The organism is Herbaspirillum rhizosphaerae, assembly GCF_046025915.1.
GTDB lineage: Bacteria > Pseudomonadota > Gammaproteobacteria > Burkholderiales > Burkholderiaceae_D > Herbaspirillum > Herbaspirillum rhizosphaerae_A.
The window spans coordinates 158784-176486 of record NZ_JAQQFR010000004.1 but is presented as its reverse complement, the minus strand read 5'-3'; the positions used below and the strand labels follow the sequence as shown (position 1 = coordinate 176486).

At 56.1% G+C, this 17703-nt stretch carries 15 protein-coding genes; 5 read left to right on the top strand and 10 right to left on the bottom strand.

The features are described from left to right. Positions 1-183: 183 nt before the first annotated feature. Positions 184-1344: a branched-chain amino acid ABC transporter substrate-binding protein gene (locus PQR63_RS07725; protein WP_408167061.1), complete on the bottom strand. Its 1161-nt coding sequence runs from the start codon at positions 1342-1344 to the stop codon at positions 184-186. A 242-nt stretch (positions 1345-1586) separates the two neighbouring features. Beyond that, a complete protein-coding gene (locus tag PQR63_RS07720) occupies positions 1587-2465 on the bottom strand; it encodes an alpha/beta fold hydrolase (protein WP_408167059.1) in 879 nt (292 codons plus the stop codon). A 288-nt stretch (positions 2466-2753) separates the two neighbouring features. On the opposite strand from PQR63_RS07720, the gene PQR63_RS07715 reads away from it, so the two are divergent. Then, entirely contained in the window at positions 2754-3101 is a 348-nt protein-coding gene (locus PQR63_RS07715; RefSeq protein WP_408167057.1) for a hypothetical protein, read from the top strand. Between the two features lie 44 nt (positions 3102-3145). Here PQR63_RS07715 and PQR63_RS07710 read toward each other — a convergent pair whose 3' ends face one another. From PQR63_RS07710 to PQR63_RS07700, 3 genes are read right to left on the bottom strand one after another with little or no spacing between them, the layout of a single operon-like run. Next, positions 3146-3664, bottom strand: coding sequence for a hypothetical protein (locus PQR63_RS07710; protein ID WP_408167055.1), 519 nt, complete (start codon positions 3662-3664; stop codon positions 3146-3148). A 60-nt stretch (positions 3665-3724) separates the two neighbouring features. After that, positions 3725-4051: a hypothetical protein gene (locus tag PQR63_RS07705; protein ID WP_408167053.1), complete on the bottom strand. Its 327-nt coding sequence runs from the start codon at positions 4049-4051 to the stop codon at positions 3725-3727. Positions 4052-4058: 7 nt separating this feature from the next. Then, a complete protein-coding gene (locus PQR63_RS07700) occupies positions 4059-5006 on the bottom strand; it encodes a DMT family transporter (protein WP_408167051.1) in 948 nt (315 codons plus the stop codon). Between the two features lie 216 nt (positions 5007-5222). Between PQR63_RS07700 and PQR63_RS07695 the strand changes: the two genes are divergently transcribed. Both PQR63_RS07695 and PQR63_RS07690 read left to right on the top strand, forming a co-directional pair. Beyond that, the gene (locus tag PQR63_RS07695; protein WP_408167049.1) at positions 5223-5591 is read left to right on the top strand and encodes a hypothetical protein; all 369 of its coding nucleotides are present in this window, start codon (positions 5223-5225) and stop codon (positions 5589-5591) included. A 301-nt stretch (positions 5592-5892) separates the two neighbouring features. Next, complete coding sequence (locus tag PQR63_RS07690) at positions 5893-6444, top strand: flavin reductase family protein (protein ID WP_408167047.1); 552 nt, start codon at positions 5893-5895, stop codon at positions 6442-6444. A gap of 107 nt (positions 6445-6551) precedes the next feature. On the opposite strand, the gene PQR63_RS07685 is transcribed toward PQR63_RS07690, so the two are convergent. Beyond that, a complete protein-coding gene (locus PQR63_RS07685) occupies positions 6552-8213 on the bottom strand; it encodes a methyl-accepting chemotaxis protein (RefSeq protein ID WP_408167045.1) in 1662 nt (553 codons plus the stop codon). 237 nt (positions 8214-8450) lie between these two features. Further along, entirely contained in the window at positions 8451-9611 is a 1161-nt protein-coding gene (locus tag PQR63_RS07680) for a patatin-like phospholipase family protein (RefSeq protein WP_408167043.1), read from the bottom strand. A 358-nt stretch (positions 9612-9969) separates the two neighbouring features. On the opposite strand from PQR63_RS07680, the gene PQR63_RS07675 reads away from it, so the two are divergent. Further along, the gene (locus PQR63_RS07675; protein ID WP_408167041.1) at positions 9970-10785 is read left to right on the top strand and encodes a DUF1223 domain-containing protein; all 816 of its coding nucleotides are present in this window, start codon (positions 9970-9972) and stop codon (positions 10783-10785) included. A gap of 84 nt (positions 10786-10869) precedes the next feature. Beyond that, a complete protein-coding gene (locus tag PQR63_RS07670) occupies positions 10870-11829 on the top strand; it encodes a TIGR03571 family LLM class oxidoreductase (protein WP_408167039.1) in 960 nt (319 codons plus the stop codon). 47 nt (positions 11830-11876) lie between these two features. On the opposite strand, the gene PQR63_RS07665 is transcribed toward PQR63_RS07670, so the two are convergent. From PQR63_RS07665 to PQR63_RS07655, 3 genes are all read right to left on the bottom strand, one after another. Continuing rightward, positions 11877-12815 carry a dihydrodipicolinate synthase family protein gene (locus PQR63_RS07665; RefSeq protein ID WP_408167037.1) on the bottom strand — a complete coding sequence of 313 codons (939 nt, stop codon included), beginning with the start codon at positions 12813-12815 and terminating at the stop codon, positions 11877-11879. A 115-nt stretch (positions 12816-12930) separates the two neighbouring features. Then, on the bottom strand, positions 12931-15180 hold the full coding sequence (locus PQR63_RS07660; RefSeq protein WP_408167035.1) for a putative bifunctional diguanylate cyclase/phosphodiesterase: 2250 nt from the start codon (positions 15178-15180) through the stop codon (positions 12931-12933). 617 nt (positions 15181-15797) lie between these two features. Continuing rightward, positions 15798-17351, bottom strand: a complete 1554-nt coding sequence (locus PQR63_RS07655; protein WP_408167033.1) for a methyl-accepting chemotaxis protein — start codon at positions 17349-17351, stop codon at positions 15798-15800. Between the last annotated feature and the right edge of the window lie 352 nt (positions 17352-17703).

Below are 17703 nucleotides of genomic sequence, written 5' to 3'. Positions count from 1 at the left end.
GCCCTTCCATGCCGACTGCTGCCGACTTTAACGCGAAAACGTTTTTTCGCCAAGCCTTCTTTGATTCCCGTCGGCTACTGTGTATCCCTTATCTGGCGTGGCTTTCCGGGTAGCAAGACCAGGCTTGCAAATTATTTACATCTCGCCAATTCCGTATTGCAGCTATGCCGGACTTCCTGTAAATCAGTTACCCACGCCGACGTGATACTGCTTGAACATGGTCCAGGCAGAACTCTTTACCTGGAAAGTGGAGAAGGTCAATTCACGCAAATCGCCATTGGCGTCGAAGGAGATGTTGCCGCTCAGGCCGCTGTATCTGATCGCGTGCAATGCGCCCGCGACCTTGCGTGGATTGGCGACGCCTGCGCGTATAACCGCTGCCGCCAGCACTTGCACCTGATCGTAGGCGACCGCGGAATATGGGCCGATGGCGGTGTTGTAGCGCTGCTGGTAATTCTTCTCGAAACTCTCCATCTGCTTGCTCTTGCGCTGATGCGAGCCAGGCATGATGGAGACCGTCCCTTCCGCGCCGGGACCGGCTGTCTGCAGGAACATCGGCCCGACCACCGACGCGGCGGTGATCAGCGTGAGGTCGCTGCCGAGGCGATACATGTTTTGCGCGAACATGGCGCTTTGCGATCCAAGGCCACCGAAGAAAATGGCATCGGCCTTGCCGGTGCGTATCGACTTGAGGATGTCGTTGAAGTCATAGGTGGTGGCGCTGACGGCATTGACGCTGACAATCTTGCCGCCCATCTTGGCGAAGGCGCTTTCGAATTTTTCCTTGTAGTCGCGACCGAAGACACTGTCGTCATGGACGATGGCGATGCGGGTCTTGTGCAACTCTTGCGCCGCATAGGCGGCAAGTACGTAGGCGCGCTGCTCGTCGTAGGCAGCAAAACGAAATGCCGTGTCATGACCCTGTTGCGTAAAACGCCGCGTGCCGGACACGGCAAAATGCGGAATGCCGGCTTTTTGATAAATCTCCGATGAGCTGACCGCTACCGCACTGTTGAAGATCCCCACCACACCAACCGCACCGGTCTTGACGAAATACTTGGCGGCGATTTCGGCAATGCGTGGATTGGATTTGTCATCCTGCACCACCAACTTGAAAGTGAGCTTTTCTCCGTTGAGACGCAGATCCGCAGCGTTGACGTCATCGACCGCCATCTTGGCGGCGTTCAGCATGCTGGTCCCGCTGGCGCTGCTCAGACCGCTGAGCGGCCCTGCAAATCCAATGGAGACAATCTTTTCGGCCATTGCCGTCTGCGACGCCGGGAGCAATACCAGCAGCGCTGCCACGGCCAGCAGCACGGCGCTGCACTTGCCTGTCTTCTCCATATATCCCTGTCCCTGTTCTTGTCAGCATCGCGCCAGGTTATTTATAGCTGCATTATTCGTGCGCGACCCGGATAGTTATATCACTCAGGCAAGGGAAGCCATATGGAGAAAATGAAGGATAAAAGTCGCGGATTTCAATGCCACATGCAACATGTTATCGAGGTATTGCTAAATCGACATCGCAACATTGCGCCATTAATCCACGTCGGGATACGAAGAAATAAGAAGAAATACGAAGAGATTCAACTCCCCAAAAAGGGCAGCACTTTTTCCAGCAATGCCTCCGGCGCTTCTTCGGGAATATAGTGACCGCAATCGAGCGCCCCGCCCTCGAGCTTGTCGGAGAATCGTGCCCATTCCTTGAGCGGCTCGAAACATTTTTCAATCACACCCTGTTTGCCCCACAAGGCCAGCATCTCGCAACGGATCTTGTTGCCGACATCGAGATCATGACGTTCGTGCTCCAGATCAATGCCGGCGCTGGCGCGGTAGTCCTCGCAGATGCCATGGATAGTCGCCGGATCGCGCAGGCAACGCAGGTACTCCGCATAGGCGTCCGGCGTGAAGGGTTTCAGGCCGGCGCTGCGGCCGCCGATGGTGTGCTTCAGATAATCCTCCGGGTGCGCGCTGAGCAGCGTCTCGGGAAACGGTGCCGGGCGGATGAGAAAGAACCAGTGGTAATACGCCGTGGCGAACTCCCTGCTGGTCTGTTCGTACATCGCCAGCGTCGGCGCAATGTCGAGCACCACCAGTTTGCGAATTGCATCGGGATGATCGAGCGCCATCCGGTAAGCGACACGGCCGCCGCGGTCGTGTCCCATCAACAGGAATTGCGAAAACCCGAGACTAGCCATCAGATCGATCTGATCCTGCCCCATGACGCGCTTGGCATAGTTGCTGTGATCGGGTAATCCTGCCGGCTTGCCGCTGTCGCCGTAGCCACGCAAATCGGCCGCGATGACGGTATAGCGTTCGGCCAGTTGCTGCGCCACCTTGTGCCAGATGACGTGGGTCTGTGGATGACCGTGCAACAACAGCAAGGCAGGGCCGGAACCACCGCGAATATAATTGATATGCGTGCCGTTGACGTCGGCGACGTGACGCGTGAATCCTTTAAACATGGCTGCTCCTTTGAGGTTTCCCGCTCGCCGCTTCTTTTGTACAGGGCTTTGGCATAAAGAATTGTACGTCCGCCAGCCCCGCGCATAATTCATCAGAATTAAGTCTATTATTTCTTTTAATTTAATAATCAATCACGATTAAATGTTCTCTTTGGTGACGTCTCAATTTTTTCCGACTCCGAGCAAGGGCTTCATCTGATTTTTTGCACTAATTAATGCCTGCCAACTTTTCTCTCTCGCCGGGCCTCATAGAATCCTTTTCCTCTCCATCACAAATAAGGACAGGAAATGAAAAAGTTTGTCATCCTAACCAGCGCGGTCTTGTTGACCGCGTGTGCAGAATTCTCTGACCGCGTGAGCGTGTTGCAGAATCCGGTATTTGCTGCAAGCTCGCGCGGGGGCGCCATGAAGAGTGACGTCATTGCCGCCGGCGGCCAGCCGCGTAGCACCATGTCGACGTTGAATGGACAAGGTAGCTGTTTCAACTATCTGATGAACATCAACGGAAACTCAAAACCCTTGTATGTCGGTTTCAATCGCAAGGATCAGGTCGTAGCATGGGGAAATCTGACTTGCGAGGAAGCGAAGCAAGACGGTTATCTGAACGCCACTGAACCACCAAAGCAAAAGTATTAAGCAGAGCCCTGCAGCCCCATCAATCAAGAGTTTGTCTATCTCGCCTAATTGTCGAGATATTCAAACTCCTCTTCCGGCAAGATACGCGAGGCCGGTTTCATCGCACCATCCTGTGAGCAAAGACGTGTGGTCACGGTCTTGCCATGCCGCGTGATGACACCGGCACTGAACTCGGGATTGTTGGGGCCGTTGCCGAAACCGGTGCGCACCGTGCGTTCGAACAGAAAATAGTCATAATCTCCGTTCTTGAAGCGAATACGCTCTTCGCCACCGCCGGAATAGCCGGTCTCGCTTTTGAAGAATTTGCCGTTCGCCGGTTGCGGCGTGTCGGGATAGCTCAGCTCGATTTTTTGCGGAGTACCGAAGCGGTATTGCAGCTTGCCTGCGTCATCCTTGCTGCCACCGGATGAGCACAAGGACACTTGCTTGCCCTTGATCGTGCATTGGAACAGCGGCGTCTCACCGACAGTACAGAGTGTCTTTTCCGGTGCGGCGGCAAATGCGGCATGCGGCATCAGCATGAAGCCGGCAAGCGCGAAAAGCGGAAGAAGCAGTTTTTTCATGGCATCGATGGATATGCAAACAATGGCATCGAGTATAGCGAACAATCGCGCAAATTCAGTTCAGGCCTGCCACACGCCGTAACCCGCCTCACGCAGGCCGATCGCCAGCTCGACTTCCATATCGCGTGCGCCGTCGTAAGGCATGGGGTTGTACATTTCGTAAAGCTTGGGCAGGAGGTGCAGGCCGTATTCGCGCACGAAGCGGTTGGACTGGATGCCGGCCTTGTGCTTGTCGAAACGCTGATCGACGTTCACCCCGGTCATGCCGACATAGACGCAGGGCTTGCCGGTGACGTAGTCGGGATTGGCTTTGCGAAAGCGCGCCTCGTAGAGCACGTCCGTCGACAGTTCGATGACATAGACGGAGTAGTGATAGCGGCGCGCCATGGTGAACTCAGTGTGCCGGGCCTGCAGCATCCACGCTGGATTTCCCCGGCACCGTCACCAGCAACATCCCGATCAATGCCACCGCGAAAGCGGCAAGCTGAATCATGGTCAGTGTCTCGCCAAGCGCCAGCACGCCGACCAGCGCAGTGCTGATTGGTAGCATCACGGTGAACACGCCGGCACGCGAAGCGGGGATGGATTTGAGACCGGTCATCCACAGCCAGACGCTCCAGACGCTTGCAGCCAATGCATAGAACAACAACAGCAACCAGATGCCTTGGTGCACGGCGCCGAAATCGAAATGCAGCGCTGCGTAAAAGCCCATCGGCGTCATCAGGATAAGTCCCCACAGGTTGATGATGGAGCTGATGCGCTTGGGGCTGAGGACGGCGGTGAGCTTTTTGCCGATGACGGCGTAGGAGGCTTCGCACAGCACAGCGGCGAAAATCAGTAGATTGCCGAGCCAGGCTTGATGCGCTTGCACATCACCTGCGCTGTCGAGTCCCGGTGCATGCGGGTTCTTCGCCAGAGACAGCAAGCCGATACCAAGCGCACCACAGGCGACCGCCAGCCAGACGCGCAAACCAATGCGTTCGCGCAGGAAGATCCAGCTCATCAAGGCGACCACCGCGGGGATCACCGACATGATGACGCCGGCCGAGACGGCGCTCGTCATGCTCACGCCGCTGATCATGCAGATCGTGAAGAGAAAATTGCCGAGGAAGGATTCCAAAAACACCAGCAGGCGCGTACGTGGCGTGAGCGGTGCTTCGGTGCCGGGTTTCTTCAGCCAGCGAATCATGGCGACGGCGCCGATGCCGAAACGCAGCCATGCCAGCAGAAACACCGGCAGTGCCGCCGCCAAGGGCTTGGTGAGCGCAACGTACGCGCCGACCATGGACATGCTCAGCGCCAGACAGACATAGGCCATCATGCGGCCGGGGGTGTAATTCATCGGATAGGGAGTGAGGTTGTGCTTTCCTGCGGGAAAGCCGGTCGTGCATTTTAATATGAAGGCTGCCGGCGGGCAGGCTAACCGGGAAAACTGCCGAAATCGCCAACTTGGTAAGAATTGTAAGCAAGTAATGCCAAGCCTTTCACGGCGGCCGAAATGCCCTATATTTGAATCGTGGCGACAAATCAGATGCGCCTCACCTGAAAGGACATCATCATGATCACCAAAAAAATTATTCCCGCCCTGCTGATCACCGCAGCACTGGCAGCGTCGGTATCGGCCCCTGCTTCCGCACATGACCGCGGCGGCAACAACGGTCTGGCCATCGCCGCCGGCATCATCGGCGCAGTCGCGATCGGTACTGTGATCGCCAACGCCAATTCCGGCCCAAGCTATGCGCCTCCGCAACAGGTGTACCAGCCTGCGCCGCAGCCTGTGTATTACCAGGCGCCGCAGCAAGTCTATTATCAGCCTGCTCCGGTCTATGTGCGTCCGGCCCCTGTGTATGTGGAAAGGGAATATCGCGAACGTCCTGTCTATCGTGAATATCGCCGCGAATACCGCGACGTGTATTACACCCGCTAAGCGCTGACCGTAATCATCACGGCCGGTGCGGCGAGCAGAGCAATCTGCCGCCGCCCGGCCGTTTCCTTTTTATCCTTTCTGTCACCCGGGTCTCGCGGTCAAGGGAAATCGAGAACGCTTTGCTGGCGTTGCCGGATTGGCATCATCGGATAACAACTTACTTATCCGATGGATAACGGAATATGCAATTACGTCGCCAAACAGCGTTGAAATGAGATTTTGTCCTACAGAAATCTTGTCGGCGGCGGACATAAAATAGATCACCTTCAACACGCGTCATCGTGCGCAATGGTGATCCGCTATGAGCAAGAAACTCGACTATCCCGTCGCCGACATCCGTCACTATCTGGAACCCGGACCGGTCGTGCTGGTGACATCGCGCTGGCAGGATGAAACCGATGTCATGACACTGGGCTGGCACACGGTGATGGAATTCACGCCGTCGCTGGTCGGCTGCATCATCGCCTCTAGCAATCACAGCTTCGAACTGATCCGCAGCAGCCGCGAATGCGTCATCAATATCCCCACGGTTGAGATGATCGACACCGTGGTTGATATCGGTAATTGCTCCGGCGCCGAAGTCGACAAGTTCAGCCGCTTCGGTCTGACGACCAGCGCAGCGAGCAAGGTTAGCGCGCCGTTGATTGACGATTGCTTTGTCAATCTCGAATGCAAACTCTACGACGACTGCCTGATCGATACCTATAACTATTTCATCTTTGAAGTCGTCAAGGCGCATGCTGCTGCGGGCCCGAAACATCCGCAGACGGTTCACTACACCGGCGATGGTGAATTCATGGCTGCCGGAAAACATCTCAGCCGGCGCGGACGTTTCGTCACTCAGAATCTGTAATCCGGCAAGTCAAACAAAAAGACCGCACGTGCAAGCATGCGGTCTTTTTTATTTATTGCGCGCTACTACCGCGCAAGTTCAGTCGTTCAACTTCAGCATCAACAACATCAAGCGTCAATCTCATGTTCGATGCGATGCAGTTCGGACGAACTCAGACGTGCTGTCGACGGCGTGATGTCGATAGCGCGCTTGGATGACAATGCCGCTGCGCTCGTTACGATGCGTGCAGCATCGAGCTTGAACACACTGACCACCTGCTCCAGCGTCTCGGCCTGATCTTGCAATGCCTGTGCGGCGGCGGCAGCTTCTTCCACCAGCGCGGCGTTTTGCTGCGTGACGTCGTCCATTTGCGAAACAGCCTGGTTGACCTGGCTGATGCCGCTGCTTTGCTCTTCGCTGGCGCTGGCGATTTCGCCGACGATGTCAGTGACTTTTTGCACGCTGTTGACGATGTCGCTCATGGTCGTACCGGCTTGCTGCACCAGCTTGCTGCCGGAACCGACCTTGTCGACGGAGTCGTCGATCAGGGTCTTGATTTCTTTGGCCGCTGCTGCCGAACGCTGCGCCAGGCTGCGCACTTCGGACGCCACCACCGCAAAGCCGCGGCCTTGTTCGCCGGCGCGTGCCGCTTCCACGGCAGCGTTCAGCGCCAGGATATTGGTCTGGAAGGCGATGCCGTCAATCACACTGATGATGTCGACGATCTTGCGCGACGAGTCATTGATGGAGTTCATGGTATCGACCACCTGACGCACCACGTCGCCGCCTTGCGAAGCGATGTTCGATGCCGACAGCGCGAGCTGATTGGCTTGCTTGGCGTTCTCGGTGTTTTGCTTGACGACGGATGTCAGCTGTTCAAGGCTCGATGCGGTTTCTTCCAGCGAAGCGGCTTGCTGTTCGGTGCGCGACGACAAGTCGGTGTTGCCGACGGCGATCTGCTTGGCGGCGACGCTGACCGAATCCGTCGAGGTGCGGACGGTGCCGATCACGTCGACGATGCGCACGCGCAATTTGTTGAAGGCGGTCGCGGCATGACCGATTTCATCCATGCGCTCGACGTGCATCGGCTTGGACAAATCCAGCGAGGCGCTGATTTCTTCAAAGGTGTTCTTGATGTTGCGCAGGCTGCCGCTGATATTGCGATACAAGGTCAGCGCCAGTGTGCCGGTGAACAGGATCGCCACGACGATGACGGCGACCATGCTCTTGAATGCGAACTCGTAAGCGGCAACGCTTTCCGCACGCACGTCATCGACCAGTTTACTGTTGTAGGCGATGTGGTCGTCGATGCCTTTCTTGACGCCTGCAGCCGAAACCGCCAATGGGGTGCCGGCCATCAGTGTAGCGCGCACGCCATCCATGTCGCCTGCATGCGCTGCCGCGAAGAATGGAATCAGCGCCTTGCGATAGGCTTCCATGTTGGCCTTGTCGGCTTCGAGCATCTTGCTGTCTGTCTCGTCGAAGATCTGCTCTTTCGCGTACTTGGCGACCACATCGTCAAACGCCTTGTTGGCGTCGGCCACGGCTTTGTCCAGCGCCGTCTTGTCGCTCAGGTTGGAGAACACCGACAAGCGGTAACCGGCCAGGCGGGTATCCGCGAGGAATCCTTTGGCGGCGTTCAGACCGCTGATGCTGGGGATGATGCGGTTCTGCACGGTGTCGAAACGCACCTGTGCACGCTGCAGCTGCACGAGGCCGTCGATACCGACGAAGAGGAGAGCCAGCAGGGCCACCGACAGGGTAAGAAGAAGGCGTTTGGTGATTGTCATGGTCGTGTCGTTTTTCTATAAAGTGGATGGGATCCGAAGCTACGTTGGCCCCGGGGCTGGCGTTGTTTCTTCCTGTACGTCTTTGCGTCAATCTTCCGGTACGAACATCGAAGTTGCAGGCTGGCGAATGTGTTGGCAGAAACTGCCGCGCCGCCGGCATCCTCCCCTCAACGAGAGGGACAAGCATGTTAGCGGCGCTGTGTGACGGCCTGATGAATCAGGTGTTCAGACGTGTGGTCATGCCGCGATGGGCGTGCCTTCGAAAGCATGTTGCAAGGACTCGCCATGCTCGCGACAGAATTTCTGTCCGGCACGGTAGCCGACATCGAACAGCAGCTGCATGTTGGATGACGACCAGTCCAATACTTCCGGCCAGTGTTCATCCGGAATGCCGCTCATCAGATCGACCTTCAGCAGACGACGCAAGGGCTCGCCGGTTTCCGGGTGCGTGTTGTGTTCCAACTCGAACAAGCGCATTTCGGATTTCGAGATCTTCACCAATGGCGTGATGATGGAGCGCACCCAGGCGTCGTACAGATTGCGTGGTTTGCGGATCAGGCGGTCTTCACCGAGGATGTCGAGAACGACCAGCGTGTCGACGTCGACATGCTTGCCGGAGGTGGACAACAGCGGATCGAAATTGAGCGTGTCGAGTGCTGCACCTTCGATGTAGTCGTCGCCGTCGATTTCGGTCGGCGGGTACAAGAAGGGGAACGACAAGGCAGCGCGTACGTGGATAGGCGCAATCTCCTTCTTGTCCCAGATCTGCATCTCGGCCTTGCTTATGTTGTAAGCGTTGATGTAGAAGTCCGGCGTCATGCGCGCGATGGCGTCGAAATCGATGGCTTGCTCTAGGAAGGGATGATGCGCGCACAAGCCCAGACTCTTGGATGACAGATCCGATGGCGACATGGCCGACAGCATGAGATGCATCCAGTCGTTCCACGCGCCGGAGGCTTCGGCGAAACGCTGCGTAAAGATATCGAGGAAAGGATAACCTGCCGCCATGGCGGACATGTTCGGCATGCCGGGCATCGATGCCATGCTGGGCATGGTCGGCATACCAGGCATGGAAGGCATCTGCGACGGCACGTTGTCGCGGAAGCTGCGTGCCTCCTGCCCCGGCTTCTTGAAGATCTTGTAGTTGACCGGGAACATCTTGTAGATGCTGTCGGCCACACCGGATTCAGCCCAGCGCGTCAGCGCTTCGCGCGGCGAACAATCCAGAGGAGCCTGATACAACAAGCCCATCAGCACGCCCGCCCCCGACGCCGAGATGACGTCGAATTCGATACCTTCATCCAGAAACGCCGTCAATGCGCCGGCAATCAATGTGGAGTTCGGCGCACCGCCACCGATCACCAATGCTTTTTTTCCCGCCCGATACTGATTGGTCATGTGAGCCTCTCAGATTTCCCGTTGTGTTTTAACTCGGTGTGCGTCTATGAAAATGACAAAAATGACGCACTGCAAAATTTTTTCTTTGTGAGGGAAATATAGCCGCAAAGAAATAGAAAGGAAGGACTTGCAGTGATTTAATTAACGCATATCAGGTATTCAACAAGCTGATATGGGGGCGCATGCTGCGTTTGCGCCCTGCGGGCTTTACATCATGCAGAATGAGCAATACCGATTCTCTTTACTGAATGACAGCAATTGCACGATCACACGCCTTCACGTCATCCGCTTGTAATCATCTGTAATGGATCGACGGCGCGCAGCGACTACTGAAGGTGCAGACAACAGAATACGAAATATGAAAACCCCAACCTATTTGCTCGCCGCTTTTCATGCTGTGACGGCGCTGGTCACCTCCTTTGCTACTTTTTCCGCGTATGCCGCGCAATGCGAGAAGCAGAGTCCTGCGCATCGTCTCGCGCTGGTAGAGCTGTACACCTCCGAAGGGTGCAACAGCTGCCCACCGGCTGATCGCTGGCTGCGCAAAATTGATACACGAAGCACCACCGATCGCGATATCGTGCCGCTTGCATTGCATGTAGATTATTGGGACAGCCTTGGCTGGCGCGATGTATTTTCGCAGCACACGTTCACCGAGCGGCAAGAACAACTGACGCGACTTGGCACGACCCGTTTTTCGTACACGCCTGAAATATTCGTGAATGGCCGCGAATTCCGCAACTGGCGCAGCGAAGAAGAATTCCGCTCAGCGATGAAGGCCATCAACGGCAAACCCGCTGCTGCCAATATCCATCTCACATGGACGCCTGCTGCGGATAGTCGCATCAAGATCGATGCAGAGTTCTCTGCCATCGGTGCGCACACAACAGGATCTGCCGCTCCGCAAGCCTACGTGGCCGTGTATGAAAATCGTCTGAGCAACAAGGTTTCGGCCGGCGAAAATAATGGCGCAACCTTGCAGCATGATTACGTCGTGCGCCAGTGGAAAGGTCCGATTTATCTGGACGGTAAAACCTCCGTCGCGGACATCTTCAAGCTACCGGTCGGGCGTGATGGCAAACGTGCAGACACGAGCAATCTCGGTGTTGCCGCCTTCGTCCAGGATTCAAAAACCGGAGAAGTTTTGCAGGCGCTGGCCTTGCCGGCTTGCTGAGACTATTTCGGCTCGCCGGCCCGAATCCAACTTGGAGAGTACAGCCGACACGATCTACATAATCGGCGACAATGAACGCACTTCATGATCTTCGACATGGTTGCGCGCATGCTCAATAAAGCTTATTCGCTGGTGTTTCCCGAGGGCCGCCTGACGCTCGGCCTGATGACGCCACTGACGCCGGCCGCCGGTGTGCTGGCAGACCCTGCGACGGAAAAGGCGCTGGCCCAGCATGCCGAGGCATGTGGCTTTTCTGCGCTCTGGACGCGTGACGTACCGCTGATGATTCCGCAGGCGGGTGAAGTCAGCGCGCTGGATGATCCTTTTCTCTGGTTGGGCATGCTCGCTGCCGCAACCAAGACGATCGCCATCGGCACGGCGGCGGCGGTACTGCCTTTACGCCATCCCCTGCTGCTGGCGAAAAGTGCGCTAACGCTTGATCGTCTGTCCGGAGGCCGCTTCTTGCTCGGCGTCGGATCGGGTGACCGCGAAGAAGAATTTTCCGCATTCGGCATGACGGCAGAACAAGGTGGCGAACGCTTTCGCGCGCATTGGGAAATCGTGCATGCGGCGCTCGACGATGCGCCGGATGACGCAGCGAAGCAGGTGTTGATGAACGCCACCGGCGGCTATGAAATCCTGCCGCAAGCCGACCGACGTATTGCCATGCTGGCCGTTGGCTCTGCTCGCCAGTCACTACAGTGGATCGCTGCGAATGCCGACGGCTGGGCATCCTACCATCGGGAAGAACAACGCCAGCAAGGCCGTATCAATTTGTGGCAACAGGCGCTGGCGCAACGCGCGGGTGGCGCCGCCAAACCCTTTATTCAGTCCTTGAATCTGGATTTACTGGATGATCCGGACGCACCATCCGAACCGATCACCCTGGGCATGCGCGGCGGCCGTCATGCCTTGCTCGATTATCTACGGAGATTGCACGGTTATGGCGTCGGCCACGTGCTGTTGAATCTGGCCCGCCAGGGCAGGCCGCGCAGAGATGTGATGGAGGAAATCGGCAGTGAGGTCATCCCACAATTGGGATGACCTGAGCTTACTTATTTAGCTGCTTAGTTAGCTGCTTAATTAGTGACTTACTTGCCCCAGCGCAGCACCAGCGGATCGAGACGACGTGCGATCTTGATCAGGCCTTCGCGCGTTGCCGGATGCATTGCCGGCAGAGGGTGACGCACCGCATCCGATTTGATGATGCCGCCTTCTTTCATCAACGCCTTGCACGATGCGAGACCGCCCTGGCGGTTTTCATAATTGATCAGCGGCAGCCATTCCTGATAATGCTGCGCCGCCAGTTCGGTATCACCGGCAAAGTAAGCATCGAGAATGCGGCGAATGCCATCCGGATAGCCACCACCCGTCATTGCACCGGTCGCACCGGCATCCAGATCGGCCATCAGCGTGATAGCTTCTTCACCGTCCCACGGACCGACAATCGCTTCGCCGCCAAGGGCGATGATTTCGCGCAGTTTGTTGGCAGCTTGCGGCACTTCGATCTTGAAGTAGGAAACATTGGCAATGTCCTTGGCCATACGCACCAACAGCGACGGCGACAACGTGGTGCCGCTGACCGGAGCATCCTGGATCATGATGGGAATGCTGATCGCATCGGACACGGTGCTGAAGAAATCATAAATGCCGGTCTCGCCGATGCGAATCGTCGCGCCGTGGTACGGCGGCATGATCATGACCATCGCCGCGCCGGCATCTTGCGCCATGCGGCTGCGCTGAGCGCAGATACGTGAGCTGAAATGCGTCGTCGTGACGATTACCGGCACACGTCCGGCGACGTGATCGAGCACCGTGCTGATAAGCGAATTGCGCTCGTCGTCGGTGAGGGCAAACTGTTCGGAGAAATTGGCCAGGATACAGATGCCGTCGGAGCCGGCATCAATCATGAAGTCGATACAGCGACGCTGCCCTTCAAGATCGATATCGCCATGATCGTCGAAAATGGTTGGCGCTACGGGAAAGACGCCGCGATAAACCGGCGTGGTCGCATTCTTGTTTTTGCTCATGATTGTGTGTCTCTCTTTGGGTGATGCGGACAGCCGCTTGATATTGTTGTCTTTGCGGCACCGATCCGGGATCACCTCAGAGCATCACAATGGATGGCTATGGATAGCGTTGGCCTCAGCGTCCTTTCAGCAGTTGATTGACTTGCTGAAACTCCATGGGCGGGTAGTAATAGAACCCCTGGAAGAACTGGCATCCGATGGCTTTGAGAAATTTCTCCTGCACCAGCGTCTCCACCCCTTCCGCAACCGTCGTGCAGGAGAGGATTTTTGCCAGCGACACCACCGCGCGGATAATCAGCTCGCTCTTCTCGCTAATCCCGATTTGCGCCACAAAAGACTGGTCTATCTTAATACTTTTCGTGGGAAAGCGACTTAGCTTCTGCAAAGAAGAGTAACCGGTCCCAAAATCATCGATGGTAATACCGTAACCTTTGGCGTTAAGCGCCTCCAGATGGCTGATGGCCAGATTCTCGTTTCCGACCAGACCCGTCTCGGTAATTTCGAACTCAAGATAGTCGGAACTGATGCGATGTTTCTGGCACGAGGAGTTGACCAGATCAAGCAGATCGGCACGCACAATATCGATGGCCGACAGGTTGATGGCAATCGGCAGACAGCGTTGACCTGCGTCCAGCGTCTGGCGGATGTAAGTGCAGACACTGTCGACTACGAAGGCGGTGATGAAGTGAATCGCCCCGCTGCTTTCTGCCACGGGAATGAATTCAGCGGGAGAGACATCGCCCAGCGTCGGCGAGCGCCAGCGTATCAGCGCTTCCAAGCCGACGATTTCACCATCCTGCGTTACCTTCGGTTGGTACACCAGGCGCATTTCGTTTTCGGGCAACGCCATGAGTATGGCTTGCTCGATATTGAGGCGACGGCGGATTTGTACAGCAGCTTCGTCGTCGAACACGGCGACGCTCTGGTTGCCGGAACGGCGCGCGGTATCCAATGCAATCTTGCCACGCTGAAGCAACTCGTCGCCGTCGGTCTCACCAGGACGCGAAAACGCGACCGCCATGGATATCTGCACCGGATGGCGCTCACCGTTGATGACCAGCTCTTCGGGCAAACTGCGCCGGATGTGCTCGATCTGAGGAATGGAATCGCGACTGCCGTAAGTACTTTCGATCGTAAACCCAAACACGACGCTGCGCAGGCGCCCACACAGACTGTCTTCCGGCAGCAAGCGTTTGAGCGTCCCGGCGAAGGCCACAATCAGGTCATCGCCGGCTGCACTGCCATGCGCGTCGTTGACATATTTGATGCTGTCGAGACGGATGATGATCAGTGCGAGCTGGCGACGCGGCGGCATGGCGCTCATGGCGGCAGATAGTTGCTGCAGCATGAAGTCTCGATTGGGCAATTGCGTCAGGTGATCATGGCTGCTGAGAAAAGACTCGCGCTCCTTGCTGCGATTGAGCGCCTCCTGAATACGGCGCATCTGCGAGATGTCGCGCAGCAAGACGATATAGTGCTTTTCCGAGGTCGGTGAGATGGTCTCTATCGAAATCAATCTACCGTCGCGGGTCTCAAATTCCTGTCCCGGCTTGAGCGACAAAATGTCGGCGGTTTTATCTTCCTTGTCTTTGCACTTGTGTGCCAGTAGCGCAAACATACTGGCGTTTTTTTTGTCCTGGCGCCCGATGATGGCGTCGGCCAGCGAGTTCGCCTTCAGAATGCGTGCCTGCGCGTCGCACAACAGGATCGCACCGCCGGCGTTCTCGAAGATCTCCTGATATTGCGCATGGCTGCTCTCCAGCTCCATGCTGGCGGTGCGGTGGCGTCTGATCGCCGCGTCCAGCGCATGCAGAAGACGAAACACCCCCAGCGGCACGCAGATGTTGAAGAACAAAAACAGCAGTGCCTGGATGTAGGCATGTGCATTAGCCAGAGACATCTCCAGTCCCGGATATCTGGGCAAGGGTTCGTTGCGGATCAACAGCATGAATGGAAACACGTTGACCGCCATCAGCACCAGCGCCAGGCGAGAACCGAAAAAGATCCGCGCAATCAGCGGCGCGGTGTAGACAAACATGATACCCAGCTTAGCGATTTCGGTATCTCTGATGAAATAGACGATGCAAAATGCCGCTGCATAAATGGTCGCAATCAGCATGGCGCTGCCGATCACCGGCCGCCGCAGAGAAGCGAACACTGCCATCGAGAGGGCGATAAAAAAACCGGTCACGATGACGACGATGTAGTAGGCGCCAACCTTGACGGCATCCATGGCGCTGAGCAAGCCGATACCAAACTCGAGCAGCAGGCCCGACACCAGAATGATGCGCAAAGCGCTCTCTTTCCAGACTGTGTTTTCCGCAGCGCTCAGCGCGTTTTCTTTAAGCAGTAGCCACTGGAACATTGTATTTTTCTTGGTGAGTTTGGGCGCAGGTCTTGCACTTCTGCGGACGGCCATTTACATCGATTGATGTCCCAGCTTCAGTCCCAGCTTCAGTCCTGGCTTGAGTTTCAGCTTATGTTTCAGCTTATGTTTCAGCTCGAGTTCCAACGCGCTTCCGGCAAACGGGAGGGGTGGCCCCGTCATGGCTTGCATGCCACCGCAGCGCGCTGCTTGCGCGCCGATTGATGCACCGGTGTTCGCTGGCTGTAACTCGGTTAGTTTCTAACAACTTCTAATTCAACTTCGCATAGTCTCACAAACAATTTCCTTTAAGCAATGATATTTAGCGGTGGAAACCCCTCATTTACATTTATAGACTCGCATACAGACCGGCATGTTTCCATATCTGCAAGCGCTTGCAGATTCTTTGTTGTCTGGCTGCTAATTGAAAGGCTTTAGCGAGGCATGTTGACAGCTTGTATTGCTCGCATTTTGACAAAGCGACAACGAGACGGTTCGATTCGCCATTCTTTGAGCTGCCCCCGTCTTGCTGCGATAACAAAAAACCCGCGGGCATCTCTGCATCGCGGGCTTTTCACAGGGAAATCCGATGATCAGATTTCCACTACAGACATTTTTTAAGATCGGGACAGTTTGAACACGCTGACGACCTGCGTCAGTTTGCTGGCTTGTTCTTGCAGGGATTGGGCCGCGGCAGCAGCCTCTTCCACCAAGGCCGCGTTTTGCTGCGTGGTCTCATCCATTTGCGTGATGGCGCGATTGACTTCTTCGATGCCGGTGCTTTGCTCTGTGCTGGCAGCGCTGATTTCGCCGACAATGTCGGTCACGCGACGTACGCTGGCGACGACTTCTTGCATGGTTTCACCAGCCTGCTGCACCAGCTTACTGCCGACATCGACCTTCGATACCGAGTCGTCAATGAGGGTTTTGATTTCTTTCGCTGCAGCGGAAGAGCGTTGCGCCAGGCTGCGCACTTCCGAGGCCACCACGGCAAAACCGCGTCCTTGTTCGCCGGCGCGTGCCGCTTCAACGGCTGCATTCAGCGCGAGAATATTGGTTTGAAAAGCGATGCCATCGATGACGCTGATGATGTCGACAATCTTGCGCGAGGAGTCGTTGATGGAGCCCATGGTGTCGACCACCTGCCCCACCACGGCACCACCTTGCTGCGCAACTTCCGACGCCGATACGGCGAGCTGATTGGCCTGACGTGCGTTGTCGGCATTCTGTTTCACGGTCGAGGTGAGCTCCTCCATCGCCGAGGCGGTTTCTTCGAGCGAGCCGGCTTGCTGTTCGGTACGAGAAGACAAGTCGAGGTTGCCGCTGGCGATCTGCGTCGATGCAGTGGCGATTGTGTCGGTGCCGATACGCACTTCGCCGACGATCGTCTGCAGGCTATCGTTCATGGCTTTGAGCGCCAGCATCAGGCGTCCGGTTTCATCGCTGCTTTCGGAGCGAATATCAGCACCGAGATCACCGCCCGCCACACGCTGTGCTACGTCGACAGCCTTGTTCAACGGTACGGAAACGATTCGTGCAACCCAGACTGCCAGAGACATGGCGATCACCACGATGGCGATCAACAGGCCGAGAATCCAGCCGCGTGCCATATTGAATATCTTGTCGGCATCATTGCTGGAACGCGTCGCGCCGTCATCGTTGATCTTGACGAGACCACCGAGCTGGTCGACGGCCTGGCGAAACAGTTTGTTCGATTCGCCCTTGTATTGCGCGCGTGCGTCTTCTTTCTGATTGGCGCGCGACAGTGCCATGATCTTTTTATTCTCGGCCAGATACTTCGTCATGGTCTGCTGAAATTGCGGATACAACACGCGCTCGTCCGGCTCGGAGATCAGATCTTCGTAACTCTTGAGATCCTTGTTGATGATTTCCAGACGCGTCTTCATTGCTTTTTCTGCGTCGTCGTAGTCTTTGTCATCCGTTGACACGATGTGCTGCAGTTCAGAAATACGGAAACGCGCCATCGATGTCTGCAGCTGCAAACCCAGCTTGATGCTTGGCATCCAGTTCGTGGCGATATCGGTAGATGCCTGATTGACCTTGACTAGTTCTACGATAGAAAAAATACCGAGCGACGCCGTCAGCACAACGACGGCAAGGAAAGAGAGAATCAGTTTTTTGGCGATGTTCAGGTTATAGAACCAGGTCATGATGATTGCCTTAGTGAAAATGGGAGTTTCTATTTATTTTTTGCATCGGATGAGCATCCCGACGCAATAATCCGGCGACATGGTATCCGCCAGCATCCCATGAATGGTACGCACATCGCCCCCTTCTTCATCATGGAAGAAGGAGGTTGTTTACTGCTCATTTAAGGTCACTGAGATGTCTTGGAAAGCCGGTTCGTCGCGGCTGCGCGCGAGGTCCAGCGATATGTTGGCATGGCAATGTGATGCCAATGTGACTTGCTGCACGGCTTCATCTGCCAACTGAATCGCTTGGAAATTTCTGACGAAATCCTGACGAAAATTTTATCTGTGTTGTAGAGATGTCATGAGATCT

Bases quoted from the DNA above. Each gene is read 5' to 3' on its own strand.
- PQR63_RS07725 (WP_408167061.1), bottom strand. From the start codon at position 1,344: ATGGAGAAGACAGGCAAGTGCAGCGCCGTGCTGCTGGCCGTGGCAGCG.
- PQR63_RS07720 (WP_408167059.1), bottom strand. From the start codon at position 2,465: ATGTTTAAAGGATTCACGCGTCACGTCGCCGACGTCAACGGCACGCAT.
- PQR63_RS07715 (WP_408167057.1), top strand. From the start codon at position 2,754: ATGAAAAAGTTTGTCATCCTAACCAGCGCGGTCTTGTTGACCGCGTGT.
- PQR63_RS07710 (WP_408167055.1), bottom strand. From the start codon at position 3,664: ATGAAAAAACTGCTTCTTCCGCTTTTCGCGCTTGCCGGCTTCATGCTG.
- PQR63_RS07705 (WP_408167053.1), bottom strand. From the start codon at position 4,051: ATGGCGCGCCGCTATCACTACTCCGTCTATGTCATCGAACTGTCGACG.
- PQR63_RS07700 (WP_408167051.1), bottom strand. From the start codon at position 5,006: ATGAATTACACCCCCGGCCGCATGATGGCCTATGTCTGTCTGGCGCTG.
- PQR63_RS07695 (WP_408167049.1), top strand. From the start codon at position 5,223: ATGATCACCAAAAAAATTATTCCCGCCCTGCTGATCACCGCAGCACTG.
- PQR63_RS07690 (WP_408167047.1), top strand. From the start codon at position 5,893: ATGAGCAAGAAACTCGACTATCCCGTCGCCGACATCCGTCACTATCTG.
- PQR63_RS07685 (WP_408167045.1), bottom strand. From the start codon at position 8,213: ATGACAATCACCAAACGCCTTCTTCTTACCCTGTCGGTGGCCCTGCTG.
- PQR63_RS07680 (WP_408167043.1), bottom strand. From the start codon at position 9,611: ATGACCAATCAGTATCGGGCGGGAAAAAAAGCATTGGTGATCGGTGGC.
- PQR63_RS07675 (WP_408167041.1), top strand. From the start codon at position 9,970: ATGAAAACCCCAACCTATTTGCTCGCCGCTTTTCATGCTGTGACGGCG.
- PQR63_RS07670 (WP_408167039.1), top strand. From the start codon at position 10,870: ATGATCTTCGACATGGTTGCGCGCATGCTCAATAAAGCTTATTCGCTG.
- PQR63_RS07665 (WP_408167037.1), bottom strand. From the start codon at position 12,815: ATGAGCAAAAACAAGAATGCGACCACGCCGGTTTATCGCGGCGTCTTT.
- PQR63_RS07660 (WP_408167035.1), bottom strand. From the start codon at position 15,180: ATGTTCCAGTGGCTACTGCTTAAAGAAAACGCGCTGAGCGCTGCGGAA.
- PQR63_RS07655 (WP_408167033.1), bottom strand. From the start codon at position 17,351: ATGACCTGGTTCTATAACCTGAACATCGCCAAAAAACTGATTCTCTCT.